General features: G+C 66.3%; 24 protein-coding genes. 12 read left to right on the plus strand and 12 right to left on the minus strand.

The annotated features are described in order from the left end of the window. Nucleotides 1–15: 15 nt before the first annotated feature. Together LC407_RS12335 and LC407_RS12340 are read right to left on the minus strand one after the other, a co-directional pair. Nucleotides 16–1,446 carry an XVIPCD domain-containing protein gene (locus tag LC407_RS12335; RefSeq protein WP_154880821.1) on the minus strand — a complete coding sequence of 477 codons (1,431 nt, stop codon included), beginning with the start codon at nt 1,444–1,446 and terminating at the stop codon, nt 16–18. 13 nt (nt 1,447–1,459) lie between these two features. Further along, a complete protein-coding gene (locus LC407_RS12340) occupies nt 1,460–1,966 on the minus strand; it encodes a hypothetical protein (RefSeq protein ID WP_223482888.1) in 507 nt (168 codons plus the stop codon). Nucleotides 1,967–2,726: 760 nt separating this feature from the next. Here LC407_RS12340 and LC407_RS12345 point away from each other — a divergent pair. The 3 genes from LC407_RS12345 to LC407_RS12355 all read left to right on the plus strand — a co-directional run bounded on the left by LC407_RS12345 (nt 2,727) and on the right by LC407_RS12355 (nt 6,159). After that, a complete protein-coding gene (locus tag LC407_RS12345) occupies nt 2,727–3,062 on the plus strand; it encodes a hypothetical protein (RefSeq protein WP_025876944.1) in 336 nt (111 codons plus the stop codon). 155 nt (nt 3,063–3,217) lie between these two features. Further along, nucleotides 3,218–5,680, plus strand: a complete 2,463-nt coding sequence (locus LC407_RS12350; protein ID WP_223482889.1) for a prolyl oligopeptidase family serine peptidase — start codon at nt 3,218–3,220, stop codon at nt 5,678–5,680. A gap of 155 nt (nt 5,681–5,835) precedes the next feature. Then, complete coding sequence (locus tag LC407_RS12355) at nt 5,836–6,159, plus strand: hypothetical protein (RefSeq protein WP_033831482.1); 324 nt, start codon at nt 5,836–5,838, stop codon at nt 6,157–6,159. A 13-nt stretch (nt 6,160–6,172) separates the two neighbouring features. On the opposite strand, the gene LC407_RS12360 is transcribed toward LC407_RS12355, so the two are convergent. After that, the gene (locus LC407_RS12360) at nt 6,173–7,156 is read right to left on the minus strand and encodes a hypothetical protein (protein ID WP_223482890.1); all 984 of its coding nucleotides are present in this window, start codon (nt 7,154–7,156) and stop codon (nt 6,173–6,175) included. Between the two features lie 140 nt (nt 7,157–7,296). Between LC407_RS12360 and LC407_RS12365 the strand changes: the two genes are divergently transcribed. From LC407_RS12365 to LC407_RS12375, 3 genes are all read left to right on the plus strand, one after another. Beyond that, the gene (locus LC407_RS12365; protein WP_059064593.1) at nt 7,297–8,265 is read left to right on the plus strand and encodes a DUF2268 domain-containing putative Zn-dependent protease; all 969 of its coding nucleotides are present in this window, start codon (nt 7,297–7,299) and stop codon (nt 8,263–8,265) included. 94 nt (nt 8,266–8,359) lie between these two features. Continuing rightward, nucleotides 8,360–9,106 carry an SGNH/GDSL hydrolase family protein gene (locus LC407_RS12370; RefSeq protein ID WP_223482954.1) on the plus strand — a complete coding sequence of 249 codons (747 nt, stop codon included), beginning with the start codon at nt 8,360–8,362 and terminating at the stop codon, nt 9,104–9,106. A gap of 202 nt (nt 9,107–9,308) precedes the next feature. Continuing rightward, nucleotides 9,309–10,028, plus strand: a complete 720-nt coding sequence (locus tag LC407_RS12375) for a hypothetical protein (RefSeq protein ID WP_223482891.1) — start codon at nt 9,309–9,311, stop codon at nt 10,026–10,028. Nucleotides 10,029–10,043: 15 nt separating this feature from the next. Here LC407_RS12375 and LC407_RS12380 read toward each other — a convergent pair whose 3' ends face one another. Next, nucleotides 10,044–10,589 carry a thioesterase family protein gene (locus LC407_RS12380; RefSeq protein WP_223482892.1) on the minus strand — a complete coding sequence of 182 codons (546 nt, stop codon included), beginning with the start codon at nt 10,587–10,589 and terminating at the stop codon, nt 10,044–10,046. A 69-nt stretch (nt 10,590–10,658) separates the two neighbouring features. On the opposite strand from LC407_RS12380, the gene LC407_RS12385 reads away from it, so the two are divergent. After that, nucleotides 10,659–11,237 carry a TetR/AcrR family transcriptional regulator gene (locus tag LC407_RS12385; protein WP_032976272.1) on the plus strand — a complete coding sequence of 193 codons (579 nt, stop codon included), beginning with the start codon at nt 10,659–10,661 and terminating at the stop codon, nt 11,235–11,237. Nucleotides 11,238–11,249: 12 nt separating this feature from the next. Here LC407_RS12385 and LC407_RS12390 read toward each other — a convergent pair whose 3' ends face one another. Beyond that, the gene (locus LC407_RS12390) at nt 11,250–11,558 is read right to left on the minus strand and encodes a hypothetical protein (RefSeq protein ID WP_223482893.1); all 309 of its coding nucleotides are present in this window, start codon (nt 11,556–11,558) and stop codon (nt 11,250–11,252) included. A 166-nt stretch (nt 11,559–11,724) separates the two neighbouring features. On the opposite strand from LC407_RS12390, the gene LC407_RS12395 reads away from it, so the two are divergent. From LC407_RS12395 to LC407_RS12405, 3 genes are read left to right on the plus strand one after another with little or no spacing between them, the layout of a single operon-like run. Beyond that, nucleotides 11,725–12,102, plus strand: a complete 378-nt coding sequence (locus LC407_RS12395) for a VOC family protein (protein WP_223482894.1) — start codon at nt 11,725–11,727, stop codon at nt 12,100–12,102. Further along, on the plus strand, nt 12,099–12,848 hold the full coding sequence (locus LC407_RS12400) for a hypothetical protein (RefSeq protein WP_025876966.1): 750 nt from the start codon (nt 12,099–12,101) through the stop codon (nt 12,846–12,848). Before LC407_RS12395 ends, LC407_RS12400 begins: the two co-directional genes overlap by 4 nt. A 48-nt stretch (nt 12,849–12,896) precedes the next feature. Further along, on the plus strand, nt 12,897–13,412 hold the full coding sequence (locus LC407_RS12405; protein ID WP_223482895.1) for a hypothetical protein: 516 nt from the start codon (nt 12,897–12,899) through the stop codon (nt 13,410–13,412). A gap of 41 nt (nt 13,413–13,453) precedes the next feature. Here LC407_RS12405 and LC407_RS12410 read toward each other — a convergent pair whose 3' ends face one another. The 7 genes from LC407_RS12410 to hutI form a co-directional block, all read right to left on the minus strand. Further along, nucleotides 13,454–15,562 (minus strand): TonB-dependent receptor, encoded by a 2,109-nt coding sequence (locus LC407_RS12410; RefSeq protein WP_223482896.1) that lies wholly within the window; start codon nt 15,560–15,562, stop codon nt 13,454–13,456. A 58-nt stretch (nt 15,563–15,620) separates the two neighbouring features. Continuing rightward, the gene (locus LC407_RS12415) at nt 15,621–16,421 is read right to left on the minus strand and encodes a restriction endonuclease (protein WP_223482897.1); all 801 of its coding nucleotides are present in this window, start codon (nt 16,419–16,421) and stop codon (nt 15,621–15,623) included. A 96-nt stretch (nt 16,422–16,517) separates the two neighbouring features. Further along, nucleotides 16,518–17,954, minus strand: a complete 1,437-nt coding sequence (locus LC407_RS12420) for a serine hydrolase domain-containing protein (RefSeq protein WP_223482898.1) — start codon at nt 17,952–17,954, stop codon at nt 16,518–16,520. 151 nt (nt 17,955–18,105) lie between these two features. Continuing rightward, complete coding sequence (gene hutU, locus LC407_RS12425) at nt 18,106–19,773, minus strand: urocanate hydratase (RefSeq protein ID WP_223482899.1); 1,668 nt, start codon at nt 19,771–19,773, stop codon at nt 18,106–18,108. After that, on the minus strand, nt 19,770–20,624 hold the full coding sequence (gene hutG, locus LC407_RS12430) for an N-formylglutamate deformylase (protein ID WP_032976262.1): 855 nt from the start codon (nt 20,622–20,624) through the stop codon (nt 19,770–19,772). The genes hutU and hutG overlap by 4 nt, the downstream gene beginning before the upstream one ends. Then, a complete protein-coding gene (hutH, locus tag LC407_RS12435; protein WP_223482900.1) occupies nt 20,621–22,162 on the minus strand; it encodes a histidine ammonia-lyase in 1,542 nt (513 codons plus the stop codon). Before hutH ends, hutG begins: the two co-directional genes overlap by 4 nt. Continuing rightward, on the minus strand, nt 22,159–23,382 hold the full coding sequence (hutI, locus tag LC407_RS12440) for an imidazolonepropionase (protein ID WP_025876976.1): 1,224 nt from the start codon (nt 23,380–23,382) through the stop codon (nt 22,159–22,161). The genes hutH and hutI overlap by 4 nt, the downstream gene beginning before the upstream one ends. A gap of 67 nt (nt 23,383–23,449) precedes the next feature. Between hutI and LC407_RS12445 the strand changes: the two genes are divergently transcribed. Continuing rightward, a complete protein-coding gene (locus LC407_RS12445) occupies nt 23,450–24,820 on the plus strand; it encodes a formimidoylglutamate deiminase (protein ID WP_223482901.1) in 1,371 nt (456 codons plus the stop codon). A 28-nt stretch (nt 24,821–24,848) separates the two neighbouring features. Next, nucleotides 24,849–25,577, plus strand: a complete 729-nt coding sequence (hutC, locus tag LC407_RS12450) for a histidine utilization repressor (RefSeq protein WP_059064582.1) — start codon at nt 24,849–24,851, stop codon at nt 25,575–25,577. The last annotated feature ends 82 nt before the right edge of the window (nt 25,578–25,659 follow it).

The raw sequence follows: 25,659 nt of genomic DNA on the forward strand, positions 1-25,659 counted from the left end.
GCGCTGTCCCTGACGTCAGTGCGACAACGCGCTGCGCTGCTGTTCCTGCACCTGCTGGCGCGTCTGTTCCTGCGAGGCGTGGTCGGCCTGGCGCTGGTTGACGATAGCGAGGCTGTCCAGGCTTTCCTGCACCGGCCGCTGCGCGGCTTCGGCCGTGGCTGCCGATGCACGCAGCGACGCAGGATCATCCAGCGCGCCCTTCACCACGAACACGTTCTGCGCCGCAGCGACATCGCCTGCCTGCCGGCTGAGCACCACATGATCCACGCGGTCCAGGCCGTTCTCGCGGGCCAGTACCAGCAGGCTTGCGCTCAGTCGTTCACTGGAGGCGTCGAAGCTGCGGCCGTTGGCGGCATCCAGCTCTGCCACCTTGCCGCGGATCTGATCGTGCAGGGCACGGTCGTTGCCACCCGCCAACGGCGCAGCCTGCGCTTCGGTCGGCACGGGTGTGGTTGCCTGTGCAGTGATGGGCACGTGGGCGTAGGTGCCCTCGGTGTGGTCGAAATAGTGCAGCGTGGACGGCGAGGTGCTGGTATCGAAGTAGGGCTGCCGTGGTGGCGTGCCTTTACCCAGAGAGAGACCGTTCTGTTCCAGCAGGCTTTCCTGCAGGCCGAGCTGTGCCATGTTCACCGACATCCGGCTGATGCCATCGGGTGCGGGGTTCTTGGCTTCTTCCTTGCAGGCGCGGCCGATGGCATCGGTGGCGTAGTAGTTCTGGTAATCCGAATTGCCGTTGGGACCCAGCCGCGACGACACACCTTCGTCGTAGTAGTGCTTGCCCATGCCCTCGATGTTGGCGGCAGTGGCGGTCATGCTCAGGTCTGCATTGAGCGTCAGGTCCGGATGCGCGGCATAGGTCATCGGCGGGCCGGGCTGCACGCGCACGAACTCCTCTGCACGGGTACTTGCTTTGTAGAGATCTTCCAGCGTGGCGTCCGGTTTGGCGGTCTTGACCATGCCGACCAGCGCATTCCAGCCCTCGATGTTCGCCGATGCCTCGTCGCGCCGGTTGGCTGCGAGCAGGGTGCCGATGGCCTGGGTGTAGTCGTGGGTCGAATCGCGTGCGGCAATGTCTGCAATATCGGAATCAAACTGCTTATAGGCCCGTTCGGTCGCTGCATCATTGAACCCATGCTGCAGCTCATGGCCCAGTACGAAGGTCAGCTCTGCAGCGTCGTGCCTGTCCCCCGCTGGTGTGGACAGACTGGATGCCGGCAGGCTGATCGTCTTTGCGCCGCCGTCGTACTCGCCGCCCACACTGCTGTCGGCAGGCAGCAGCTCAAAGCGCTGCAGATGACCGGCAGCGATGGCCGAGTCGACCTGGGTTGCCAGCGCCGGAGAGTTGGCGATGGCCCTGCGAAGGTTGTCGACCTGATCGGTCGTTACATCGGGTTTTCCTGCAAATTCGGTCAGCAGGCGTTCCGTATCCGCTGAAAGCGTAGGCATGGTGCGCTGCTCCTTACTGCACGGTGACAAGGCGGACGCAGGCATGTGCCGGCTCGCCAGACGGGGTCGGATTCTCAGCCATCGTGTCGACCTTGATGCTCAGGTTCGGGCGATCGAAACGGTCATGGATGACGCGGCCGTGCTCGCCGCGGATGGTTTCACGCTTGAAGCCCGCGGCCTGCAGACCCGAGGCGAACTGATCGAAGTCGACCTGGCAGATCGCCGATGCGTTGGCTTTGCGCTCGGCAGTGGTGTCGATGAAATTGAGATCGAGACGCGTATCGGCAGCGCCAGCCGTCTTGATTTCGAGGCCGTAGCTCCATTCCGGCGTCAGCGTGCCGCCGTAGCCGAAATGACCCGGGCCGAAACTCTGCGCGGGCGCCTGCATGGCCTGCGATACCCGTTCAAGGGTCAGTTCACGGGTGGAGGTGGTGTCCTTGATCAGATCCAGCAGGCGCAAAAGAAGCTGATCTGCGGTGAGCGCAGACGGCGTTGCGGCGTCGGAGGCAGTCGATGCCATGGGAGCGGGTCCTTGAGAAGTCGACGAATGGTCAGTCGCGTGTGCGCAGGCGCAGAGCGAGGCCGCACTTAGGACGATTGTCCACGGCCGTGTGAATGCGTACCCAAGCATAAGCGTTCCCTGCATGTTGAGCGCTGACCCTAAAGTGGGCCAGGTGAATCACAGGTTAAATGCAATTGACGATTGCTGGCACCGGGGCCGGGCGCTTCGGACCTCAGGTGTTTGCTGCAAGCGGAGTTGCCACCGCCGGGCTCTCCCTGGCGGCGCGCAGTCGGCTCTGGATGCCATGGAATTTTCTTCACTTCCTCATTCCTTGAGAGGTGGCAGCATCCAGCCGTGAGTCGATCAAGCACTGGCGTGGCCTTGAATTGCGGGCCTCCCTGCCGTTTTCCCGCGACCGACACCCGCCAGCTTGTTTCCGGCACATTTGCGCAGCGTTGAACGTGGTCCTGCGAGGCCACTCCCCTCGGCAAGGAGGCCCGCGATGCACAGTCCTGTTCACGCGTATACCTACCGCATCAGCAACCAGCCTATCGCGCAGGCAGCGTGCGCTGGTGTTGGCAGACATGCTGAAGACGTTGCTGCGGTTCATGCAGCCTCAGACAGAATTCTTCCGTGAGTTGAGCACCGATGGTTGGCTCTGCATCCCGCAATGCGCAGAGCCACTACATGCATGCGAGTCGCCCCATGGCGCTGCTTCGTTCGCAGCACTGGGCGCGCATCTCGTCCACGATGTCCACGCAGGCTTCCGAGGTGCACGATGAGCAACGAATCGAGAGGAGCCCTGCCGCCCCTGGATCTGGATGATGCCAAGGCCGCGCAGATGATTGGCAAGCTGGTGCTGGTGGGCGTTACCCGTTTTGGTGGCGATGGCCAGGTGCAGGGGCTGGAGCAGTTTGCCGGCACCGTGCTGAGAGTCAGTGCCGAAGAAGGACTGGTGCTGGCCGATGGCGATGACGGCCATGAGCGCTACCTGCCGCCCATGCTGGACCAGTATCTGCCGGCCGCGCCAGGCGAGTACCAGTTGCGGTCCAGCGGGGTGACGGTGATCGATCCCGATTATCTGTCCACCTGGGAACTGCACGCGCGGCAGTAGGCGAAGGGCATCCAGAGAGGGGCCGGTCCAGGCAGAGCCACGCTTTGCAGGATGGGGCGACTAGCCCTTCCGGCCCATTTCCCGGTGCGCAGGGGGTGTTAGATTCGGCCCATGCCCGCCGTGCGGGTACCCAACTCACACCCCAGGGGAAAAGGATGCTCATCCGTCGTACCTCTCTGGCGGCGGCCGTTGCCGTTGCCACGCTCGGCCTGTTGGCCGCCGGCCCGGCCTTCGCCGACTACGCCAAGCCGCCGGAACACCTGCTCAAGGTGCTCAAGGCGCCGCCGCCGCCGGCACCGAACATCGACCCCAGCGGCCAGCGCCTGCTGCTGACCACCGCACAGACCTATCCGTCCATCACCCGCGTCGCCCAGCCGTACCTGAAGCTGGCTGGCGTGCGCCTGGAACCGAAGAACCGCAGCCGCCACGACACCCCCGGTGGCTATGGCATTCCGGCCTGTGTGGCCGACTTCACCCTGGTCGAGATCGTCAGCGGCAAGAGCACCAAGGTGAACCTGCCGCAGGGGTGCGCAGGTGGCGCACAGTGGTCAGCCGATGGCAGCCGTTTCGCCTTCCAGAATGCCGTCGATACCAGCGTGCAGCTGTGGGTGGGCGACGCCGCCACCGGCCAGGTGAAGCAGGTGCCGAACGTGCAGTTGAACCCCATCTTCGGCAGCACGGTACAGTGGCTGGGCGGCAGCCAGAACCTGCTGGTGAAGCTGGTGCCGGCCAACCAGGGGCCGGCGCCGTCCAACGGCGGTACGCCCACCGGTCCGGACGCGCAGGAGTCGCTGGGCAGCAGTGGCGAGAGCAGCACCTATGAAGCGCGTGACACGCTGACCAGCGTGCACGATGAAAAGCTGTTCGCCTATTACGGTGCCTCGCAGCTGGCGGTGGTCGATGCCGCTGTCGGCAGCGTGCGCCCGGTTGGCCAGCCGGCGCTGTACAACGACGTCAACGCCGCACCCGATGGCGTGCATGTGCTGACCGAGACCCTGAAGGCGCCGTTCTCGCATGCGGTGACCTACCAGCGCTTCGCCAATGATGTGGCGGTGCTGGACTTGGCCAATGGCCGCAATACGGTTCTGGCGAGCCTGCCGCTGGCCGATCGCGTGCCGGTACACGGTGTGCCGGAAGGTCCGCGGGGTTACGACTGGCGCTCCACCGATCCGGCCACCCTGGTCTATGCCGAAGCGCTGGACAAGGGCGACTGGAAGGTGAGCGTCCCGCATCGCGATCGCGTGCTGATGCTGAAGGCCCCGTTCACCGGCAAGCCGGTGGAAATCGCCCGCACTGCACAGCGCTTCGAGGGGTTTGCGTGGTCGGCCGACCCGGCCGTGTCGTTCCAGTTCGAGAACGACGAGAACCGCCACTGGATGCAGGCCCGCATCGTCGATGTGGACCAGCCGAAGAAGGAAGGTCGCCTGCTGTGGGACATGTCCAGCGATGAGCTGTACGGCAACCCGGGCAACCTGGTGTTCAAGCGCCTGCCCAGCGGTGCGCCGGTGGTGCGCCAGGAGGGCAACACCGTGTTCCTGCGCGGGCAGGGGGCGTCGCCGCAGGGCGACCGTCCGTTCCTGGATGCGCTCGATCTGGCTACGTTGAAGAGCGAACGCCTGTTCCGCAGTGATGCCGATGCGTACGAGCAGTTCCTGGGGTTCAGCAATACACCGGGTCGCTTCCTGACCTGGCACCAGTCGGTGATGGACCCGCCGAACGCATTCGTGCGTCTGCTCGGTGAGCGCATCAACGATGCCAAGGCCGGCGAGGCACAGTTCCAGTCCAAGCCTGCTGCGTTGACCAAGCTGGTCGACCCGGCCCCGGAAGTGCGGCAGATCCAGAAGCGCCTGGTGACCTACAAGCGCGCCGATGGCGTGGACCTGTCGTTCACCCTGTACACGCCGCCGGGCTACAAGGAAGGCCAGCGCGTGCCGGCGATCCTGTATGCCTACCCAGCCGACTTCGCCAATGCCGCACAGGCCGGCCAAGTCTCCGGTTCGCAGCAGACGTTCACCCGTCTGCAGCCGTACCGCCTGATGCTGCTGGCCGGCTACGCGATCATCGACAACGCCTCGTTCCCGATTGTGGGTGACCCGAAGAACGCCTACGACACCTATCTGGAACAGCTGGAAGCCGACGCCAAGGCGGCGGTGGACAAGGCCGTGGAGCTGGGCGTGGTCGACCGCAACCGTATCGGCGTGACCGGCCACAGCCATGGTGGCCTGATGACCGCCAACCTGATCGCCCACACCAACCTGTTCAAGGCCGGCGTGGCGACCAGTGGCTCGTACAACAAGACCTTCACCCCGTTCGGCTTCCAGAACGAGCGTCGCTCGGTATGGCAGGCGCAGGATGTGTACCTGAAGGCCTCGCCGTTCTTCTACGCCGACAAGATCAAGCTGCCGCTGCTGCTGGTCCACGGCGAGGACGACGCCAACCCGGGCACCGAGCCGTTCCAGTCGCGCAAGCTGTACCAGGCGATCCGCGGCAATGGTGGTACCACCCGCCTGGTGATGCTGCCCAACGAACCGCACTGGTATACCGCGCTGGAATCGAACGAGCAGCTGGTGTCGGAAATGCTCAACTGGTTCGACACCTACGTGAAGAACGCGAAGTAATCCGGCAAGGCCGCCCTCCGGGGCGGCCTTTCTGGTTCAGGCATCCAGTCCAGGTATCCCCTTGTGGGTGTTGCGTAACCATCTGTGATGCAGGCATGGATCGGCCACAAAGCTGCGGTACGCTGCGCATCTGATGTCCGCTACGGGTTCGCTCCATGAAGGCCTTCATCCTCGCCGTATCGCTGTCGATTTCCGTTGTCCCGGGCATTGCATTCGCCCAGCCGCTGCCGGCCGAGCTGGCAGCGTTGGGCATCACTGCCGGCATGCCCTACAGCAAGGCCAAGCGCCTTCTTGATGCCGCAGGGTGGCAGGCCAGCCCGCCACGCGATGCGCCGGAAGTGTTGGACGGTTTTCCGGAAGTGGGCTGCCAAAAGGGCGGCAACAATTGCAGCAGCACTTTCGCCAAGGATGGGCAGCAGGTCGCTCTGCAGGTGGGAACCACGCTGGCGGGCCAACCCTTCGTGCAGGGCGGCCGCTGAGCACGACGGGCACTCAGCCCAGCGGCAGGTTCTCCAGCGCACGCGACATCCGATCATGCAGGTCGCGCACGCGTTCGGCCTTGGCATGCACGCGGCGCTCATCGCCGAAGCTGCGGACATAGGCGCATGCAGCGAAGCCGGCGCTTTCCCTTTCGTAGTCGGCGACCCACGCCAGGCGGTCGGGGTTGCTGGCCTGCTCGGCCGACCAGGCCGCCACCGGCGGACGGATGTGCGTGATGATGCCAAGCCGCCACGGTTTGGGTGTCAGCCGCGCACGGAAGCAATGCTGCAGCGTGCACATGCGTGCATACAACGTGTCGGTGCCCAATGCCTTGAAGAAGGCATGCACCTGCGCATCCTGTGGTTCGAACGTGGCATGCATCGCCAGTATGCGCAGCCCGGCCGGGGTGCGGTAAGCGCGCAGGTGCCAGTCGGGGTGGTGCTCGACGAATGCCTGCACGCGCTGCAGTGCGATGCCTTCGACGCCGCCGGACCGGGCCAGCCGTCGATTGCGCCGCCACGACAGGACCTGGTTGACCACCACCATCGTAATGCCGCCGGCGGCCAGGCCGATGTTGAAGTTGCCCAGCGCACCGCCGATCAGCGCACCGGCCGCCAGCAGCCCCAGCGCACCGAGCAGCGGCAATGCGCAGCCTGACGGAGTGGACACGTGGTCGATATCCGCAAACAGTACGTCCGGGGTGTTCAGGCACAGCGCGCCGTAGCTGTTGCGGGTAACGATGACGTCATCGCTGCGCTGCACGATCTGCTCGCGGATCGGGATGCCTTCGACACCGTAGTTGGTCCGTCGCTCGCGACGCGGCACGGACTGGCCACTGAGGATGGCATCAAGCGCTTCGCGTGCACGTGCATCGGCGTGGGCCTGCGCGGCGTCCTGGTCGTCGTCGGACCAGCCGAACCGGCGTACCACCAGCGGGCGTCCCTTGTACCTGTCCTGCAGGCGGGCTTCGGCCCAGTACGCTGGAACGATCATCATCCTGTATTCCCCTCGCTTCCCTGGCAGCCGGTCGGCACGAGTCTGGCACAGCCGCAGAGTGCGTTGCACGATACGGCAGCGCATGCGCCGACGCGGTGGTAGATTGCGCGCTTCGCGTGCACTCCACCAAGGACGGAGCCATGTTCGTGTCATTGCGTTGCCTGCTTGTCCTGGCCCTCGGCGGGGTGATCGGCACTGCCCAGGCGGCCGCGCCGGGACCGGAAATCCTGACCGCTGATGCCACCCGTTTCTACGCGCTGTACGAGGCCGCTGGCGGCAAGCCCAGCGTGGCCCAGCTTGAGCAGTACCTGGCACAGGGCACGCCGAGCCTGGCCCAGTTCGCCAAGCTGCGCCGGGTGACCGCCCAGCGCATGGCCGAAGCGATGGCGCGCGACCCTGCGCTGTACGCCAATGGACGGGCCTGCCTGGCGGAGTTGCCGGCGGTGCGGCAGCGACTGGTGCAGGTGTTCGCTAATCTGCAGGCGATCTATCCGCAGGCGAAGTTTCCGCCGGTGGCGATCGTGGTGGGGCGCGGCAAGCCGGTGGGCATGACGTACCCCGATGGCGTGGTGATCGGCCTGGAAGCACTGTGCGCGGCCGATTTCATGAACGCCAACGCGCAGGACCGCTTCGTGCACGTGATCGCGCATGAGTACGTGCATATCCAGCAGACCGGCGTGAGCGAGTACGAAGCAGGCGACCCGCGGGCGACGGTGCTCCGCGAGTCGCTGGGCGAGGGGATCGCCGAGTTCATCGCCGAGCTGATTTCCGGCAACGTTGGCAATGGCCGGCATGCCGGCTGGACGCGGGGCAGGGAAGTGCATATCGAAAGTGCCTTCGCGCTGGACGTGGACAGCACCGATCTGACGCCCTGGCTGTACAACTACACGCCGGGGTCGCAGGAGCCCTACGATCTGGGTTACTGGGTGGGCTACCGCATCGCCAAGGCGTATTACCTGCAGGCCGGCAACAAGCGCGATGCCGTGCGCGCACTGATCCAGCAGGACAACCCGAAGGCGATCCTGCAGGCCAGCGGCTGGACGCCAGGGATGTGGATGCCGGCGAAGGTGACGGGTGTGGCGGCAAGGGCGGCTGCATCGGCCAAGTGACCATTGGCAGGCCGCGCTAGACTGCCCAGGTCGACAACGGAGGATGCTCATGCGCAGGAGGACTTCACTGGCCTGGCTGCTGGCCGGATCGCTCATGGCGGGGCTGGCCACGCCAGTGTTGGTGCAGGCGGCCAGCAATCCATTGCTGACCAAGCCAGTGGAGCAGGTGCAGCCAGACGAAGTGCGCTTCATGCAGCAGCGTCTGTCCGATTGGCCGCAACTGCAGAAGTACCGCGCAGCCAATGCTGCTTTGCCCGCGCCACGGGCCGGCCAGTCACGTGTGGTGTTCTTCGGCGATTCGATCACCGAAGGTTGGGGCAAGGAAGGCAGCAGCACGTTCTTCCCCGGCAAGGGTTACCTCAATCGCGGCATCAGCGGGCAGACCACCGCACAGATGCTGGTGCGCTTTTCGCAGGATGTGCTGGCGCTGCGCCCGAATGTGGTGGTGATCCTGGCCGGCACCAATGACATCGCCGGGAACACCGGCCCGACCACGCAGGCGATGATCGAGGACAACCTGCGGGCCATGCTGGATCTGGCCAAAGCGCATGGCATTGCGGTGGTGCTGGCGTCGGTGTTGCCGGTCAGCGAGTACCCGTGGATCCCGGGCATAGCACCTGCGCCCAAGGTGCGTGCATTGAATGCTGCGTTGAAGCGGCAGGCCGATGCGCGCGGGCTGGTCTATCTGGACTACCACACGCCGATGGCCAACCGTGCCGGCGGACTGGATGCGCAGTTGGCAACCGATGGCGTGCATCCGACGGCGAAGGGTTATGCGCTGATGGCGCCGCTGGCCGAGGCGGCGATCAAGCGCGCGCAGGCGAACGCGCCCAAGCGCTGAGATTGGGTTAGTGCCGGCCGCTGGCCGGCAACCTCGATCTGCATGCCGAACGGATTGCCGGCCAGCGGCCGGCACTACCCTATCGCCAGTTCCGCCAGAAGCCACTCACAGAAACGCATCACCAACGGACGCGGCGCCGCTGCGATAGAGTGTCCACCGAGCCGGCCGCGCACGGTGGCCGCCAGGGACGACGAGGCAGGGAATGCAGAACGGAATCGGCAGCAGGCTGCGCTTGGCCGGCGTGGCCACGGTACTGATGTTTGCAGGTCAGGCGAGCGCCATTGCCGCGCCTGCAGCGTCACCGGTCACACGTGAGGCGGTGGCCGGCATTTCCCTGAGCGAATGGACAGCGCGTTGGTGGCGCTGGGCTGACGAGCAGAGAGTTGCGCCTTACCTGGATCCCGATGGTCGCCTGTGCGAACTGGGCCAGGAGGGGCCGGTCTGGAACCTGGCAGGAACCAATGGCCGCTTCCAGCCACGCAGGCAGTGCGTGGTGCCCGAAGGCAGGCACCTGTTGCTGCCCATCATCAACATGGCCAGCTACCAGACCGGGGAAGACGTCTCCTGCGAGGAGCTGCAGGCCGGCGCGGCGATCAACAACGACCATCTTGTCAGCGCTGTGGTGCTGCTGGACGGGCAGCCGTTGGGTGACATGCGCCTGCACCGGGTGAAGAGCGAAGGTTGCTTCCGCATGGATCCGGATGACGACGACTCGAGATTGGCTGCAGCCGACGGCTACTGGCTGATGCTCAAGCCACTGACGCCCGGTCGGCACACCGTGAGCGTCGGCGCCAACTATGGCGCGCCCGAAGGTGGCGCGTACAGCCAGATGCGGCAGACCTTCGAGTATGTGCTGCATGTGGGTGGCCGCACGCAGATCACCTTCGTGACCCCCATGATGGTGGAGGCGTCTGCCCCCTGATCTGCGTGGCAGGGGTCAATCATGGTCCTGCTTCAACGCCAGATCGGCAGCCAGCAGCGCCTCGGCTGCCGCACTCAGGGCCGGCGAGGGCGGAGCAACCACGCCGATCGATTCCATCATCTGTGGCATGCCGACGAACTGACGTGCGCGGCGATCGTAGATGCCGGTGATCAGCAGTGCACGCGTGGCGGTTTTCTGCTCCGGGCCGATCAGTACGCGCTGCTCCATGATGCCGCGTGTGCCGACCCAGCCGACCAGTCGCGTTTCCAGGGTGAAGCGCTGGAACGGCTTCAGCTCGCGCCGGAACTGGATGGTGCCGGCGCCAACAATCGGCGCCCACTTCTCACGCAGCGCCACCTTGCCCAGGCCCATGCGCAGGATCAGGTCCAGCCGGCCCAGGTCGAAGATGTTCCAGTAGCGGCCGTTGGTCATGTGCAGGTTGCTGTCCAGGTCGTTGGGCAGCACCCGGAACTGCAGGCGGGAGACGCCGAACGGGGCGTCCAGCTTCAGCCGGAACAGGCTGCACAGCAGCAGGTGGAGCAGGCGGAACCAGAGATTCATGGTTATGACGACTGTTATAGAACGGGCGATACGCTAGTCTATGACGACTGTCTTAGCAAGGAGCCGGCCGTGAGCCCGCGATCGTCCGATGCCCCCCAGCGTGTGATCGATGCCGCAGCGCAGATGCTCGCGCGGGTGGGCCTCAACGCGACCAGCATCCGCGAAGTGACCAAACTGGCTGATGCGCCGCTCGGGTCCACGTATCACCACTTCCCGGGCGGCAAGCAGGAATTGTTGGCACGGGCCACCACGATGGCCGGCGACAAGGTGGAGGCGCTGCTGATCGAACTGCTGAAGGGCGGCGCGGTGCAGGGGTTGCAGCAGTTCCTGGCGCTGTGGCGCGAGCGCCTGCTGCGCACCGGTTTTCGTGCCGGCTGCCCGGTGCTGGCGGCAGCCGTCGAGGAGCCGGTGGAGGCCCTGCCGAGCCAGCCACGTGCGGCGGCCGCCGAGGTGTTTGCCCGCTGGCAGGGGCACCTGGCTGAGGCGTTCGTCGCCGATGGGCACGCGCCTGCCCAGGCGACCGGCCTGGCCAGCCTGGTGATTGCCAGTGTGGAAGGCGCAGTGGCGATGAGCCGCGCACTGCAGGACATCGCCCCGTTCGACCAGGTGGCTGCGCAGCTGTTGAAGGCAGCCGCACCGCCTGCTTGAGCGGCGCGCGGACTACTTGAAGAACATGTAGACCCACCCGGCAAACATGGGCACCATCACAGCGATACTGGATGCCACCAGCCAGCGTACATAGCGGCTGGCCGCATCGGCCCCTTGCCGTTTCAGTGTCCAGGCATGCAGAGGCAAGACCAGCAGGGCCTGCAGGAACAAGGCCGCCATTGCGCCAAGCCAAAGCGCAAACACGCCCAGGCAGCCGTCACTCATGCAATAGGTCGCGAACCACGACCCCCAGCCTGCCAGGCCGATCATCGGCAGGAACATGACGATGGCAACAGGGCGGGTGAACTGGGACGCTTGCATGCAGGAGCCGATCCGTTCCGTGGCTGCCCAGAATATAGGATCCACACCGGACTGCGGTTGCCGTGGATCGGCCGGGAACTGGACGGGACGTGACCTGTAGACGCGGCGCCACGGCAGGGTAGAATCCGGCCAGCGCAGCCCGCGCGTGCTTGGCAAGGATGTCTGCATGCTGCACCACCTCTCGTTGGGTGTCCGCGATCTCGAGCGTGCAGGTCGCTTTTACGATGCCGTTCTTGCAGCACTCGGTTACCGCCGCGTTTTCGAAGACGACACCGCGATCGGCTATGGCCTGGTCGAGGATGAAGACCTGTTGTGCCTGAAACTGCGCGACGATGCGGTTGCGCCGGGACCTGGCTTCCATCTGGCGTTGACGGCAACTACGCGTGCGGCCGTTGATACCTTCCATCGTGCTGCCTTGGCCACCGGAGGCCAGGACAACGGACCTGCCGGTCTGCGCCCGGACTATGGCGAGCGCTACTACGCTGCGTTCGTGATCGATCCAGATGGCCATCGCATCGAGGCGGTGACCAAGGCGGCGGAATGAAACACGCACGCCAGCGCGTTTCGATGACGGGCAGCCGCAGCAGCGAAGCGATGCGTGCACGTCGGCAGCTGCAGCATCGTGGCTGGCCGCGGCTGCAGATGGCCGTGATTGTCGTGCTGACCGGTGCCGCCGGATTCCTCGCCTCGCACGTGCTGCGCCTGGCAGGCATGGACGCGATGCTGCTGCGCTATCCGCTGGCCGTGCTGATCGCCTATGGCGTGTTCCTGCTGCTGATGTGGGTCTGGATCCGGTGGCGCTGGGATGCGGTGGCCGATGGCTTGGGTTCCGCGCCCGGCGGCGGTGACAGCCAGGCATCGCCGTGGACCGGCAGCGGCGGGCATTCCGGCGGTGGTGGCGCGTCCGCTTCCTGGGGTGAAGCCGCAGCGTCCTCCAGCGCGAGCGCCGACAGCGCATCGTTGCTGGACGTGGCCGACGGCGAGGCAGGCCTGCCGTTGCTGGCCATTCTCGGCATCATGGCGCTGGTGGCTACAGTGCTCGTGGCCAGTGCCTGGGTGGTCTGGTCGGCGCCGGTGCTGATGGCCGAGCTGCTGGTGGATGCGGCCATCGCCGGGGGGCTGTACAAGCGGATGCAGGGCATGCAGGCGCAGGGGTGGTGGCGGCTGTGCCTGTCCCATACGATCTGGCCGCTGCTGGGCCTGCTGGTGTTTTTCGCCGGGCTGGGCTGGCTTGCGCAGCAGTTGGCGCCGGATGCGGTCAGCCTGATGCAGGTATTCAAGGCGTTGTAACAGGATCTGCCACGACGTTTAATATCAATCACACGCAAGGAGAAGCGCATGGATGTCGCTGCACGCAGGAACAGGAAGTTCGTTCGTTGGCTGATGGTGGCGATGTTCGCCCTGTTGATGCCCTTCGCGGTGCTGGCCCAGTCCGGGCCTACGGCCACCCCGCCTACAACAGATGCGGCCGCCGAAGAAGCCCAGTGCCGCGCCTGCACCTATGAACGCATCGGGCACAAGGTCGACATCGGCCTGGTGGCCTTGGTGTCGCTGCTGGTGGTCGGCCTGCTGGTGGCCATTTCCCGCGAATGGGGGACGACCTCGCAGCGCTGGACCTGCCGCACGATGGCCCTGCTGCTGGTGGGCATCGGGGTGGCCCTGCTGTGGTGGGCGGGCAGCATCATCTACCTGGGCTATAACCCGTGGCAGGAGCACGCCGCTCCGCTGGATGCCGCGTTGGCCTCTACCCTGCTCAGCACGTCGCCGAAGTGGCTGGCAGGGCTGTTGATGATTGGTTTCGCGCCAACCGTGTGGCGGCGCAGCGAGCGCCTGCCGTCCTGGCGCATTGCATGATCCATGGGGCGCCGGGCGATGCCCGGCGCTCCCCTTATCAATCAGTCGAAGCGCCAGCGCACGCCTGCATACACGCCGCGGCCTTCACCGGGCGTCGAGCGCGCCACGTCCTTGCCGGCATCGTTGTAACCGGGGGTGACGGTGGCGGCGTAATGGCGGTCAGCGATGTTGCGCATCTCCGCCCACAGCTGCCAGCGGCCGCCCGGTGCGTCGTAACCAATGCGACTGCCGAAGATGACGTGGCTGTCCGCCCAATAGCTGTTGGCGTAGTCCACCGCGATGCGTGAGGCGTACCCGGTGTTCAGTGCGGCATACAGGCCCGAGGCGTGGTCGAAGCGCAGTTCGGCTTGGTAAGCGTGGCGCGGCAGGCCGGGCAGGCGGTTGCTGCCAAAACGTGCATCGTGGCGGTAGCGGAAGTCGCTGAAGGTATACGCCTGGCGCAGCGACAAACGACCCGGTGCGGCATGCCACAAGGTGCTGTCCAACCCGGCCTCGATGCCACGGTGCACGGTGGGGCTGGCGTTGTTCTCGGCGATGAACAGGTTCGGCACCGGCTGTAGTTCCACGCTCAGCAGCTCGTGGTTCACGTGCGCGTAGTAGCCGGTCAATTCCCAATGACCCAGGGCCGCTTCACCGCGTGCACCCAGTTCCAGCGTGGTGGCGGTCTGGTTCTGCATCGGCACCGGCGCGCGCTGGCGGCCGGTGGACGGACCATTGCCCGCGCCGAAGTACTGGTTCGAGCCCCAGATCATCGACCACGGATGTGGCGCTTCCACCGAGCGGCTGAGGTTGCCGAACCACTGCGTCTGCGGCGTCTGCTGCCAGGTGAAGCCCAGCCGCGGCGCGTAATCCCAGTCGTGGTCGCGCAGGCGGCCGCCGCTGCTCGGCCACGTGACCTGCACATCGCGGCGGGTGTTGATCAGTGCAAAACCGGTCTGTACGCGCAGGCGATCATTCACGGCCAAGTTGTTGCCGATGTGCAGCGTGCTGTCGGTGCCGTGGTGGCGGAAGTCGCGCGTGCGGGTGCCGGCGGCATAACCGTTGTTGGCAAAGCGCAGCGACTCGCGCACATCGGCATCCAGGTCGTGGGTAATGCGCAGCCCGATGGTGGTCTCGCTGTCCAAACCGAACAGCGTGTGCCGGCGACGGTAGTCCAGCGTGGCATTGAGATTGGCGTAGTCCAGCTGCTGGCGGTACAGGCTCTCGTTCAAGTCCATCGGGTATTTGTGATAGACCAGCCCGGCCTGCAGCGAGGAATCCTCGTCGATCTGCAGGGTGGTGAGATTGCCCACCCAGGTGCTGCCCGGCTGCGGGCGGCGCGCATCGATGGCCAGGTTGGCCGCGTTCGCGGCGCGCGGATCATTGCGGATCTGCTCGCGGGTCAGGCGCCCGGGTGTCTCGTGGTTGGTTTCGCGATAGCGCACGAAGAAGCGGGTCTGCAGATCGGGGGTGATCTGCCAGCCGATGTTGGCCATCGCGCCCTTGCCATCGCCGGCCGCATGGCGCTGGTAGCCATCGAATTCGGTATCGGTATAGGCCAGGAAGTAATCGACATCGCCGCTGACGCCGCCCCAGCTGATCCCGCGCTTCTGGTAACCGCGGCTGCCGGCTTCGTAGTGCAGCTGCACGCCCGCCGAGTCGCGACCGCTGCGGCTGATGTAGTCGATGGCTCCGCCCAGTGCCAGCGCGCCGCGTTCGAAGCCGTTGGCACCGCGCAGCACTTCCACGCGCGACAGCCACAACGGTTCCAGCAGTTCGTAAGGTGTGCCGCCCGGGCCGGTCAGTGGAAGGCCGTCGATCGACACCGCGATGCCGGAAGCGTGTGCACCCGGGCCGCGGTTGATGCCCGAGCCGCGAATCGACACCTTGGTGCCTTCGTTGCCCGGCGACTGCGCGCTGATGCCGGGCTGGTAGGCCAACACGTCGGCGCTGCTGGACAGGCGGCTGTCCGCCTTGGCCACGTCGATCACGTTGCTGGCGCCCGGCACGCGCTTCAGCGCCTCGCGCGCCTGCATGCTGGCGTCGGCGGCAGTGACCTGCACCGCGTCCAGCGTGGTGGCCTGTGGGGCGGCGTGGGCGGTGGTGGAAAGGCCAAGCAGGATGGCCAGCGACAGCAGGGAGGGGGCGGGGCGGTGCGGCAGGAAGGGCATGCGGAGAGTCTGTAAACCACAAAACAGGCGCGAAAGTTAACAGGTCAGATGCCGTACGTCACCCCCGGCAGGCCGGGAATCGGCTACATCCCATGAACAACTCGCCAGTAGTCCGGTTCTTGCGCTCAACCAGCGGCGCAGCGCACTTCCGGCAGGTTGCGGCAGTTGCGGCTTCCGTGGGCGTTGCCAGGGTTGGCTCCAGCCGTTCCAACGGTTCGGTGATCGGCCGAGTCTGCACTTCGCGGATCATCCGCAGTAGCTCGGCGCCGGGCACCAATGCGACGGGTTTGCCCGCCACGAAGGCTTGGGCATCACGGCTGAACTTGCCCGAGCTGACAACCATTGCCGCGTCCGCCTTGTGGTGCGCGAGCAGCCCGTACATCTCGCGCACGACCGCCACGCCTACCTGCTGCCGTCGCCATTGCTTGCATTGCACCAGCGTGCGCTTGCCGTTGCGTCGCAGGATCAGGTCGATGCCACCGTCCGCGCCGCCCAGTCCGGTTTCTTCGACTGCATAGCCTTGGCGCCGGAAGGCTTCGCCGACAAGAAGCTCGAAGTTTCGCCAGCCCGTCGTGGCCAGGCTTTCCAACCCGGTTCGGGTATCCAGCAGCTGGCGTCGCTTATAGGCGCCAGCCAAGGAAAACAAGGTGGCAAGCATGCAGATCGCCAACCAGGCCCCGGCAAATACCGGTTGGGCAAGAACCTGAAGGAGGATGTCGCCAGTGGCGGCAGTGACAGGTTGGCGCCAAGCCGGTAACAACCAGCGCAGAGTGGCGAAGCCGAGCCCGCCCACCGCTGCGTTGATGTACCACGGCCATGTGGCCATGACATCCAGAAGACTGTTGCGCCTGCGTCCCATGCATTTTTCTCCGACGTGCTCGCCATTGTTCAGTCGAGCCTTCCGATTGGTTTTCCGGTGTGCCCCACAGCAAATTCCAGTAGAAGAGGCTCGACTCTACAAAGCGGATTTCACCAGTGCTTTTGATTTGGCGTATAGCGTTTTGGCCATCTCAGCGTTACCGAGCGCAGCATGGCATTCGGCAAGGCTGTCCCAGGCATTGGCCGAGGTGGGATACAGGGCAGTATTGAGGGCGAAGACCTTGAGCGCGGGCCGGTTGCCCAGATTGTTGCGGATCGCGTAGCCGGTTGCATTGATGGCCCGCTCCAGTTCGTCGGATGCAATGCCACTGCTTTCGCTCAGCCACGCACGCAGGCTGCTTTCACTGCTGCTGTCGCCGGTCAAGGCATAGCCGATCAAACGTTCGGACAGTGCTGCATGCGGAAACTCGCCTGGCGCAGCCACTGCCATCGTGCTTTCCACCAGCGTGCTCGACCAGGCATTGCGGGCGCTGCCATTGGTCAGGTACACGAACACCCAGTAGCCGCTGGCCAGCGTGCCCTTGAAGGCCAGCCGCGCGCGCACGCGGGTGCCACCGTCGTGGCCGACCTGTGTGTAGCCATCGCTGCGGGTCGTATCCCAGCCGGTGGAGAAGAAGTTGCTGCCACCGCCGGTCAGTGTCTGTGGCTGCCACAGCGCTTCCAGCGTGGCAGTGCGCACCAGCTTGCCGGTCGCCAGTGCCTGCAGGAAACGGTTCATGTCGCCCACGGTGGTCTGCAGATCGGCGTGGCCCCAACCGTAGTTCGGCCATGGATCTTCATTGGCCGGCTGCAGCTGGCCGTCCTTGCCGATGTACGGCATTGCCGCGCGCTGCGCCGGCACGCTGGCTGCTCCCCACGAGGTATTGGTCATTTTCAGCGGCTGCAGGATGCGTTCGCGTGCAATGACCGGATAGGGCTGGCGGTACTGCGCCTCCAGCAACGCAGTCAGCACCAGGTAGTTGGCCTGCGTGTACTGCACGCGACTGCCGGTTCTGAACTGCAGCGGCGCCGAACCGGCCACCTTCAACGCAGCAGCAAGATCGGGTGCCACGCCCGGGTAGCCTTTGCTCACCCAGCGGTTGTCCACGCGGTCGTAGTATTCGCCGATGCCAGAGCTGTGGTTGAGGAAGTCGCGCACGTGGATGGCCTGCCACGCGGTCGGCAGGTCCGGCACATAACGACTGGCGGGGGCATCCAGATCCACCTTGCCCTGGTCGACCAGCTGCATCACCAGCGTGCTGGTCAGAAGCTTGGCCATCGACTGAGCAGCGAAGATGGTATCGACGGTGGTGGGCGCGTGGGTGGCCGGGTCGCGCTCACCGCTGGCGCCTTGGTAGAGCACCTGGCCGTTGTGTGCGACCAGCACCGCCTGGCCGGCGATGCCGTAGCGTTCGCGGTTGGCCTGGAGCTGGCTGTTGAGCTGGGAAGCAAGATCTGGCGGAACATCCCGCGCCGAAGCGAACGGGGTGGCGAACAGGGCGCAGAGCAATGCAGCAGCGAGCGTGCGGTACATCGCGGTGATCCGTCAGCGGCGATGGCGCATCTTGGTCACGGCGGGGGATAGGGTCAAGCCAGGAGGGTTGTGCCGACCAAGGTCGGCATCTACCAGAGCCAAAGCGCATCGGGCGGTGCCGGCCAGCGGCCGGCACTACCCGGGTGCTGGGTCAGCCGAGGATTCCCGGCAGATCCAGACCCTTCTCCTTCGCGCACTCAATCGCGATCTCATACCCCGCATCGGCATGGCGCATCACGCCGGTGGCCGGGTCGTTCCACAGCACGCGTGCAATGCGCTTGGCCGCCGCTTCAGTGCCATCGCAGACGATCACCATGCCGGCGTGCTGCGAGAAGCCCATGCCCACGCCGCCGCCATGGTGCAGTGACACCCACGTCGCGCCACTGGCGGTGTTGAGCAGGGCATTCAGCAGCGGCCAGTCGGACACAGCATCGGAGCCGTCGGCCATCGCTTCGGTTTCGCGGTTCGGCGAGGCCACGCTGCCGCTGTCCAGATGGTCGCGGCCGATCACCACCGGCGCCTTCAGTTCACCGTTGGCCACCATCTCGTTGAAGGCCAGGCCCAGTCGATCACGATCGCCCAGACCGACCCAGCAGATGCGCGCCGGCAGGCCCTGGAACTTGATCTTCTCGGCGGCCATGTCCAGCCAGCGGTGCAGGTGCGGGTTGTCCGGAATCAGCTCCTTCACCTTGGCATCGGTCTTGGCGATGTCTTCCGGGTCGCCGCTCAGCGCCGCCCAACGGAACGGGCCGATGCCACGGCAGAACAGCGGCCGGATGTAGGCCGGCACGAAGCCCGGGAAATCGAACGCGTCCTCGACACCTTCTTCCAGCGCCATCTGCCGCAGGTTGTTGCCGTAATCCACGGTAGGCACGCCCAGCGAGTGGAAACCGAGCATGGCGCGGATGTGGTTGGCCATCGACGCACGCGCGGCCTTTTCCACTTCCTTCGGAGCGGTCACGCGCTTGGCATCCCATTCTTCCACCGTCCAGCTCTGCGGCAGGTAACCGTTCACCGGGTCGTGGGCGGAGGTCTGGTCGGTCAGCAGGTCCGGCTTCACGCCGCGGATCAGCAGTTCGTCCAGCACGTCGGCAACGTTACCGAGCAGGCCCACCGACAGCGGCTTTTTGGCGGTGCACGATTCTTCGATCAGGCGCAGGGCCTCATCCAGATCGTCGGTCCAGGTATCCAGGTAGCCGGTGCGCAGGCGCATCTCGATGCTGCTCTTGCGGCATTCCACCGCCAGGCAGGAGGCGCCGGCCATCACCGCGGCCAGCGGCTGCGCGCCACCCATGCCGCCCAGCCCGCCGGTGAACAGCCACTTGCCGGCCAGGCTGCCGTTGTAATGCTGGCGGCCCATTTCCACGAAGGTTTCGTAGGTGCCCTGGACGATGCCCTGCGCGCCGATGTAGATCCAGCTGCCGGCAGTCATCTGGCCATACATCGCCAGGCCTTTCTTATCCAGCTCGTTGAAGTGATCCCAGTTGGCCCAGCGCGGCACCAGGTTGGAGTTGGCGATCAGCACGCGCGGTGCATCGGCATGGGTGCGGAACACGCCCACCGGCTTGCCCGACTGCACCAGCAGCGTCTGGTCATCGTCCAGGCGCTTGAGGGTTTCGACGATGGCGTCGAAGCTCTCCCAATCGCGTGCGGCACGGCCGATGCCGCCGTACACCACCAGCTCCTGCGGCCGCTCGGCCACGTCCGGGTGCAGGTTGTTCATCAGCATGCGCAGCGGCGCTTCGGTGAGCCAGCTCTTGGCGGTGAGCGTGGTGCCGGTCGGTGCGGCAATGGTGCGGGACGGGTCGTTGCGGGTCATGCGGCGCTCCGGTTCGTAGCGAATTCAAGGCAGGCATTGAGCACCTGCGCCAGGGTGTGGCGCAGCGGTGCGGCGTGTTCGGGGTCGAGCGGGGTGGGCCAGCTGTGCTCGTCCACCTGGTCGGGTAGTGGTTCGTGCATGTAGCCGCGGCAGGCCAGTTCCATCTGCAGGCTGTGCACACCACCGGCAATGCTGCTGTAGTGGCGGGTGATCCAGCCGCCCTTGAAGCGGCCGTTGCGCACCTGGCTCATGCCGCTGAGCGCCAGCAGGTTCTCCACCACATCGCTCAGTGCGTTGTCGCAGGAGGTGTCCGGTGCACCGGACGGCCCGGCGGTGCCGAGATTGAACTGCGGCAACTCGCCCTCGAACAGGTGCGGGATGTGCGAACGGATCGAATGCGCGTCGTACACCACCACGGTGCCGTGGCGTGCACGCAGGCGTGCGATCTGCGTGGCCAGTGCGTTGTGGTACGGCGCGAAATACGTGTCGCGGCGCCGGGCAATCTCAGCGTCGTCCGGCTCGCGGCCGGCGTGGTACAGCGGCTGGTTGTCGAAGGTGGTCAGCGGGCACAGGCCGGTGGTGTTTTGCCCCGGGTACAGCGACACGCCGCTGGGGTCGCGGTTGAGGTCGATCACCGAACGCGAGATTGCCGAGCGCACGGTGGTCGCGCCCATGCCGCGTGCGAAGTCGTACAGCTCATGCACCCACCAGTCGGCATCGCGGCGCGCCAGCCACGGCGAGTGGAAATCGCCGATCAGGTCATGCGGCAGCTCGCTGCCGGTGTGCGGGAAGCTGACGATCAGCGGCGCGTCGCCTTCGTGCACGGTCAGCCATTCGGGATGGCCGTTCATGCCTGCGGTTCCACCGTGGGCAACAGCTCGGCCAGACCCTTGGCCAATGCGCCGCTGCGGACCAGATCGGTTGCGATCACCATGTCCGGGTGGAAATAGCGATCGTCCTGCAGCATCGGCACCTGTGCACGCAGCGTGGCGCGCACGCTTTCCAGTGCCTTGCTGGAGCGCAGCGGCGCATGGAAGTCGCAGCCCTGCGCAGCGGCCAGCAGCTCGATGCCGATCACGTTGGCCGCGTTCTCGGCCATCTGCATCAGGCGGCGCGCACCGTGCGCGGCCATCGACACGTGGTCTTCCTGGTTGGCCGAGGTGGGAATCGAATCGACGCTGGCGGGGTAGGCGCGCTGCTTGTTTTCCGAGACCAGCGCAGCGGCGGTCACCTGCGGAATCATGAAGCCGGAGTTCAAGCCCGGGCGCGGGGTCAGGAAGGCTGGCAGACCGGACAGCGCAGGGTCGACCAGCATCGCCAAGCGGCGCTCGCTGATCGAGCCGATCTCGCACACGGCCATCGCCAGCATGTCGGCGGCGAAGGCCACCGGCTCGGCGTGGAAGTTGCCGCCGGACAGCGCCTCACCGGTATCGGTGAACACCAGCGGGTTGTCGGACACGCCGTTGGCTTCGATTTCCAGCGTGGTCGCAGCCTGGCGCAGGATGTCCAGCGCCGCGCCCATCACCTGCGGCTGGCAACGCAGGCAGTACGGGTCCTGCACCCGCACGTCGTTGTCGCGGTGCGATTCGCGGATGTCCGAATCCTGCATCAGCGTGCGCAGGGTGGCGGCGGTGGCGATCTGCCCATGCTGGCCACGCAGCGCATGGATACGCGGATCGAACGGCGTATCCGAGCCCTTGGCCGCTTCCACCGACAGCGCGCCGGTGACCAGTGCGGCCTGGAACACGGTTTCGATCTCAAACAGGCCGGCCAGTGCGTACGCGGTGGAGAACTGGGTGCCGTTGAGCAGGGCCAGGCCTTCCTTCGCGCCCAGTTCCACCGGCTGCAGGCCGGCGCGAGCCAGTGCGTCCATGGCGGGCAGGCGTTCTTCGCCGACGAAGGCCTCGCCGACGCCGATCATCACGCTGGCCAGATGCGAGAGCGGTGCCAGGTCGCCCGAGGCACCGACCGAGCCCTGCGCCGGCACCACCGGCAGCACGCCCTTCACCAGCATTGCTTCCAGCAGCAGCAGCGTTTCCTCGCGCACGCCGGAAGCACCCTGGGCCAGGCTGACCAGCTTCAACGCCATCATCAGCCGCACCACATTCGCCGGCATCGGCTCGCCCACGCCCGCGGCATGCGAGAGCACGATGTTCCGCTGCAGGGTGGCCAGGTCCTCGCGTTCGATGCGCACGCTGGCCAGCTTGCCGAAACCGGTGTTGATGCCATACACCGGTGCGCCCTTGGCGACGATGGCAGCCACCGTTGCGGCACTGGCACGCACCGCCGGCAACGCGGCCGGGTCAAGCGACAGCGGCGCACCGCGATACGCCTGCCGCCACTGGGCGAGGGTGACATGACCGGGGCGAAGAACCAGGGTGTTGCTCATGTGTTGCTCCAGGAGGCAGGCAGGTCGGGCTGTCCGCGCACCACGCGCGCGTGCAGCGGGTTGAATCCAATGCGATAGACCAGGTCGGCGGGGGCGTCGATGTCCCAGATCGCCAGGTCGCAGTCCATGCCGACGGCCAGGCGGCCGATGCGCTCGCCATGGCCCAGCGCACGCGCCGCTTCACGGGTGAAGCCGGCGATGCACTCGTCCACGGTCAGGCGGAACAGGGTGGCGCCCATGTTCATTGCCAGCAGCGGGCTGGTCAGCGGTGAAGTGCCGGGGTTGCTGTCGGTGGCCAGTGCCAACGGCACACCGGCCGCGCGCAGCGCAGCGATCGGCGGCAGGGTGGTATCGCGGGTGAAGTAGAACGCGCCCGGCAGCAGCACGGCGACGGTACCGGCGGCGGCCATCGCGGCAATGCCGGCGTCGTCCAGGTGTTCGATATGGTCGGCCGACAGCGCACCGAAACCGGCCGCCAGTTCGGCGCCATGCTGGTTGCTCAGCTGTTCGGCATGGATCTTGATCGCCAGCCCATGCGCACGCGCAGCGTCGAATACCTGGCGGGCCTGCGCCGGCGAGAACGCGATGTTCTCGCAGAAGATGTCCACGGCCTCAGCCAGGCCTTCTGCAGCGATGGCCGGAATCATCACCTCGCACACCTCATCGGTGTATTCCTGCGCCTCGCGACCGGGCGGCACCGCGTGCGCACCGAGGAAGGTCGGCACCACGTTCACCCGGCATTCCTCGCCCAGCGCGCGGGCCACCTGCAACTGCTTGCGCTCGTCCTGCAGGGTCAGGCCGTAGCCGGACTTGATCTCGATGGTGGTTACGCCTTCGGCGCGCATCGCCAGCAGGCGCGGCCGGCTCTCGCGTGCCAACTGCTCTGGCGAGGCAGCACGGGTGGCGCGCACCGTAGAGACGATACCGCCACCAGCACGGGCGATCTCGGCATAGCTCACGCCCTGCAGGCGCTGCTCGAATTCGTTGGCGCGGTTGCCGGCGTAGACCAGGTGGGTGTGGCAATCGATCAGACCAGGCGAGATCCATCGGCCTTCGCCGTCGATGCGGGTGGTCGGCTGCAGATGGGCATCGCTGCCGGCGGGGCCGACGTGCACGATGCGGCCATCGGTGGCGGCCAGTACGGCATCGCGCAGGACACCCAGGCCCTCGCCATCGAGGGTCATCAGGTGGACGTTGGACCAGAGGGTATCGACGTGCATGGCATCCACAACGCGGCTGTGTTTATATGTCTATACAATATAGGCGTCCAATTCGGGTTGTCCAGCCATGTCCGATTCGCGTTCCGCGCACTCCTTCCATGCCGCCCACGCCCTGCTGGCCGACGGCTGGGCCGCCGACGTCCGCCTGCAGGTGCAGGACGGGCGCATCGCCGAGGTCACGCGTGGGCAGGCTGCGCAGCAGGGTGATACCCGCGTGGGCATCCTGGTGCCGGGCCTGCCGAACCTGCACAGCCACGCCTTCCAGCGCGGCATGGCCGGCCTGACCGAGATCGGTGGCGGCGACGGCGACAGTTTCTGGAGCTGGCGCGAACTGATGTACCGCTTCCTGGCCCATCTGCGCCCGGACGCAGTGCAGGCCATCGCCGCCCAGGCCTACATGGAAATGCTGGAAAGCGGCTTCACCCGTGTCGGCGAATTCCACTACCTGCACCACGATGCCGATGGCCGCCCCTACGCCGATCGCGCCGAGATGAGTGTGCAGATCGCTGCTGCGGCCGCGCAGACCGGCATCGGCCTGACCCTGCTGCCGGTGTTCTACGCCCACGCCGATTTTGGTGGGGCGCCGCCGAACCCGGCACAGCGCCGCCTCATCCATGACGTAGACGGGTTCGCGCAGCTGCTTGATGGCGCCCGCACCGCGCTGGCCACGTTGCCCGATGCGGTGCTGGGCATCGCCCCGCACAGCCTGCGCGCGGTGACGGGCGAGGAGCTGAGCGCACTGCTGCCGCTGACCGATGGCCCGATACACATCCATATCGCCGAGCAGGTGCGCGAGGTCGAGGCCTGCCTGGCGTGGAGTGGCCGGCGACCGGTGCAGTGGCTGTACGAGCATGCCCCGGTCGATGCGCGCTGGTGCCTGGTGCACGCCACCCACATCACCGACGACGAGCGCGAGCAGATGGTCGCCAGCAAGGTCGTGGCCGGGCTGTGCCCGATCACCGAGGCCAACCTGGGCGACGGCCTGTTCCCGATGCAGGCCTTCGCGCGCGAGGGCGGGCGCTTCGGCGTGGGCTCCGATTCCAACGTGCTGATCGATGCCGCAGAAGAGCTGCGCCTGCTGGAGTACGGCCAGCGGCTGACCCTGCGGGGTCGCAACGTGTTGGCCCCGGATGCCGGCCGCAGCACCGGGCGCTTCCTGTTCGAGGGTGCGCTGCAGGGCGGTGCCCAGGCGCTGGGTGTGGCCGCCGGCCTGCAGGTAGGTGCCAGCGCAGACATGGTTGAACTGGACGCCGCGCACCCCGCGTTGCAGGCGCGACACGGTGACGCATGGCTTGACAGCTGGGTGTTCGCCGCACGTAATGGCGCGCTGCGATCGGTCTGGCGCCATGGCCGCCAGTACGTGGCCGAGGGCCGCCACCTGCAGCGCGAGGCCATCACCAGCGCCTTCGCCGCTGCCCTGCGTGGCGTGCTGGGCTGATCGCCTCCCACCATCGAGACTCCACCACGTGAAGGCCAGCAAGTCCGCCACGCTCAACCAGCGCATCCGCAGCGACCTGGAAAGCCGCATCCTCAGCGGAGAGTGGGCGCCGGGCTTCCGTATCCCGTACGAGCACGAACTGATGGAGCAGTACGGTTGCTCGCGGATGACGGTGAACAAGGTGCTGACGGCGCTGGCCGAGAGCGGCATGATCGAGCGCCGCCGCCGAGCGGGCTCCTTCGTGGCTCGGCAGCCACCGCATCTGGAGCAGGTGGCGCTGGAGATCCCTGACATCGCAATGGAGGTCGGATCGCGCGGACATCAGTACGGCTACCGGCTGCTGCAGCGTGAACTGCGCCTGGCCGAGGCAGCCAATGCCGGCGAAGTGGAACTGGCCGGCAGTGAGCAGTTGCTGGCGATGCGCTGCCTGCATCTGGCCGATGGCCGGCCGCTGGCGCTGGAGCATCGCCTGATCAGCCCGGTCGGCGTGCCCGAGGTGCTGGAGGTGGATTTCAGTACCACCGCGCCGGGCAGCTGGCTGCTGCAGAACGTGTCGTGGACGCGCGCCCAGCACCGCATCAGCGCCTGGGGCGCCGATGCGCCCACCGCCAAGCTGCTGGACGTGAAGCCCGGTACCGCCTGCCTGGTGATCGAGCGCCTGACCTGGCGCGGCGAACAGCCGATCACCCGCGTGCGACAGATGTTCCTGGGCGATGCCTGGGACCTGGTCGCCCGTTTCGCGCCTGGGGCGCGATAGGGGCGAACCCACGCTCGGCTTCTTCCCTGGGCGCTTTCAGCCAAGCGGGAATGAATCGCCGTGAGTAGATCCACGCCATGCG

It is taken from the genome of Stenotrophomonas sp. OVS01A (assembly GCF_019969775.1).
Classification (GTDB): domain Bacteria; phylum Pseudomonadota; class Gammaproteobacteria; order Xanthomonadales; family Xanthomonadaceae; genus Stenotrophomonas; species Stenotrophomonas indicatrix.

Coding starts and splice junctions, on each gene's coding strand:
- LC407_RS12410 (WP_223482896.1), bottom strand. CDS start 15,562: ATGCCCTTCCTGCCGCACCGCCCCGCCCCCTCCCTGCTGTCGCTGGCC.
- hutH (WP_223482900.1), bottom strand. CDS start 22,162: ATGAGCAACACCCTGGTTCTTCGCCCCGGTCATGTCACCCTCGCCCAG.
- hutI (WP_025876976.1), bottom strand. CDS start 23,382: ATGCACGTCGATACCCTCTGGTCCAACGTCCACCTGATGACCCTCGAT.
- LC407_RS12365 (WP_059064593.1), top strand. CDS start 7,297: ATGTTCGTGTCATTGCGTTGCCTGCTTGTCCTGGCCCTCGGCGGGGTG.
- LC407_RS12415 (WP_223482897.1), bottom strand. CDS start 16,421: ATGGGACGCAGGCGCAACAGTCTTCTGGATGTCATGGCCACATGGCCG.
- LC407_RS12405 (WP_223482895.1), top strand. CDS start 12,897: ATGGATGTCGCTGCACGCAGGAACAGGAAGTTCGTTCGTTGGCTGATG.
- LC407_RS12380 (WP_223482892.1), bottom strand. CDS start 10,589: ATGAATCTCTGGTTCCGCCTGCTCCACCTGCTGCTGTGCAGCCTGTTC.
- LC407_RS12395 (WP_223482894.1), top strand. CDS start 11,725: ATGCTGCACCACCTCTCGTTGGGTGTCCGCGATCTCGAGCGTGCAGGT.
- LC407_RS12420 (WP_223482898.1), bottom strand. CDS start 17,954: ATGTACCGCACGCTCGCTGCTGCATTGCTCTGCGCCCTGTTCGCCACC.
- LC407_RS12390 (WP_223482893.1), bottom strand. CDS start 11,558: ATGCAAGCGTCCCAGTTCACCCGCCCTGTTGCCATCGTCATGTTCCTG.
- LC407_RS12370 (WP_223482954.1), top strand. CDS start 8,360: ATGGCGGGGCTGGCCACGCCAGTGTTGGTGCAGGCGGCCAGCAATCCA.
- LC407_RS12355 (WP_033831482.1), top strand. CDS start 5,836: ATGAAGGCCTTCATCCTCGCCGTATCGCTGTCGATTTCCGTTGTCCCG.
- LC407_RS12350 (WP_223482889.1), top strand. CDS start 3,218: ATGCTCATCCGTCGTACCTCTCTGGCGGCGGCCGTTGCCGTTGCCACG.
- LC407_RS12360 (WP_223482890.1), bottom strand. CDS start 7,156: ATGATGATCGTTCCAGCGTACTGGGCCGAAGCCCGCCTGCAGGACAGG.
- LC407_RS12445 (WP_223482901.1), top strand. CDS start 23,450: ATGTCCGATTCGCGTTCCGCGCACTCCTTCCATGCCGCCCACGCCCTG.
- LC407_RS12335 (WP_154880821.1), bottom strand. CDS start 1,446: ATGCCTACGCTTTCAGCGGATACGGAACGCCTGCTGACCGAATTTGCA.
- LC407_RS12340 (WP_223482888.1), bottom strand. CDS start 1,966: ATGGCATCGACTGCCTCCGACGCCGCAACGCCGTCTGCGCTCACCGCA.
- LC407_RS12375 (WP_223482891.1), top strand. CDS start 9,309: ATGCAGAACGGAATCGGCAGCAGGCTGCGCTTGGCCGGCGTGGCCACG.
- hutU (WP_223482899.1), bottom strand. CDS start 19,773: ATGACCCGCAACGACCCGTCCCGCACCATTGCCGCACCGACCGGCACC.
- LC407_RS12400 (WP_025876966.1), top strand. CDS start 12,099: ATGAAACACGCACGCCAGCGCGTTTCGATGACGGGCAGCCGCAGCAGC.
- hutG (WP_032976262.1), bottom strand. CDS start 20,624: ATGAACGGCCATCCCGAATGGCTGACCGTGCACGAAGGCGACGCGCCG.
- LC407_RS12345 (WP_025876944.1), top strand. CDS start 2,727: ATGAGCAACGAATCGAGAGGAGCCCTGCCGCCCCTGGATCTGGATGAT.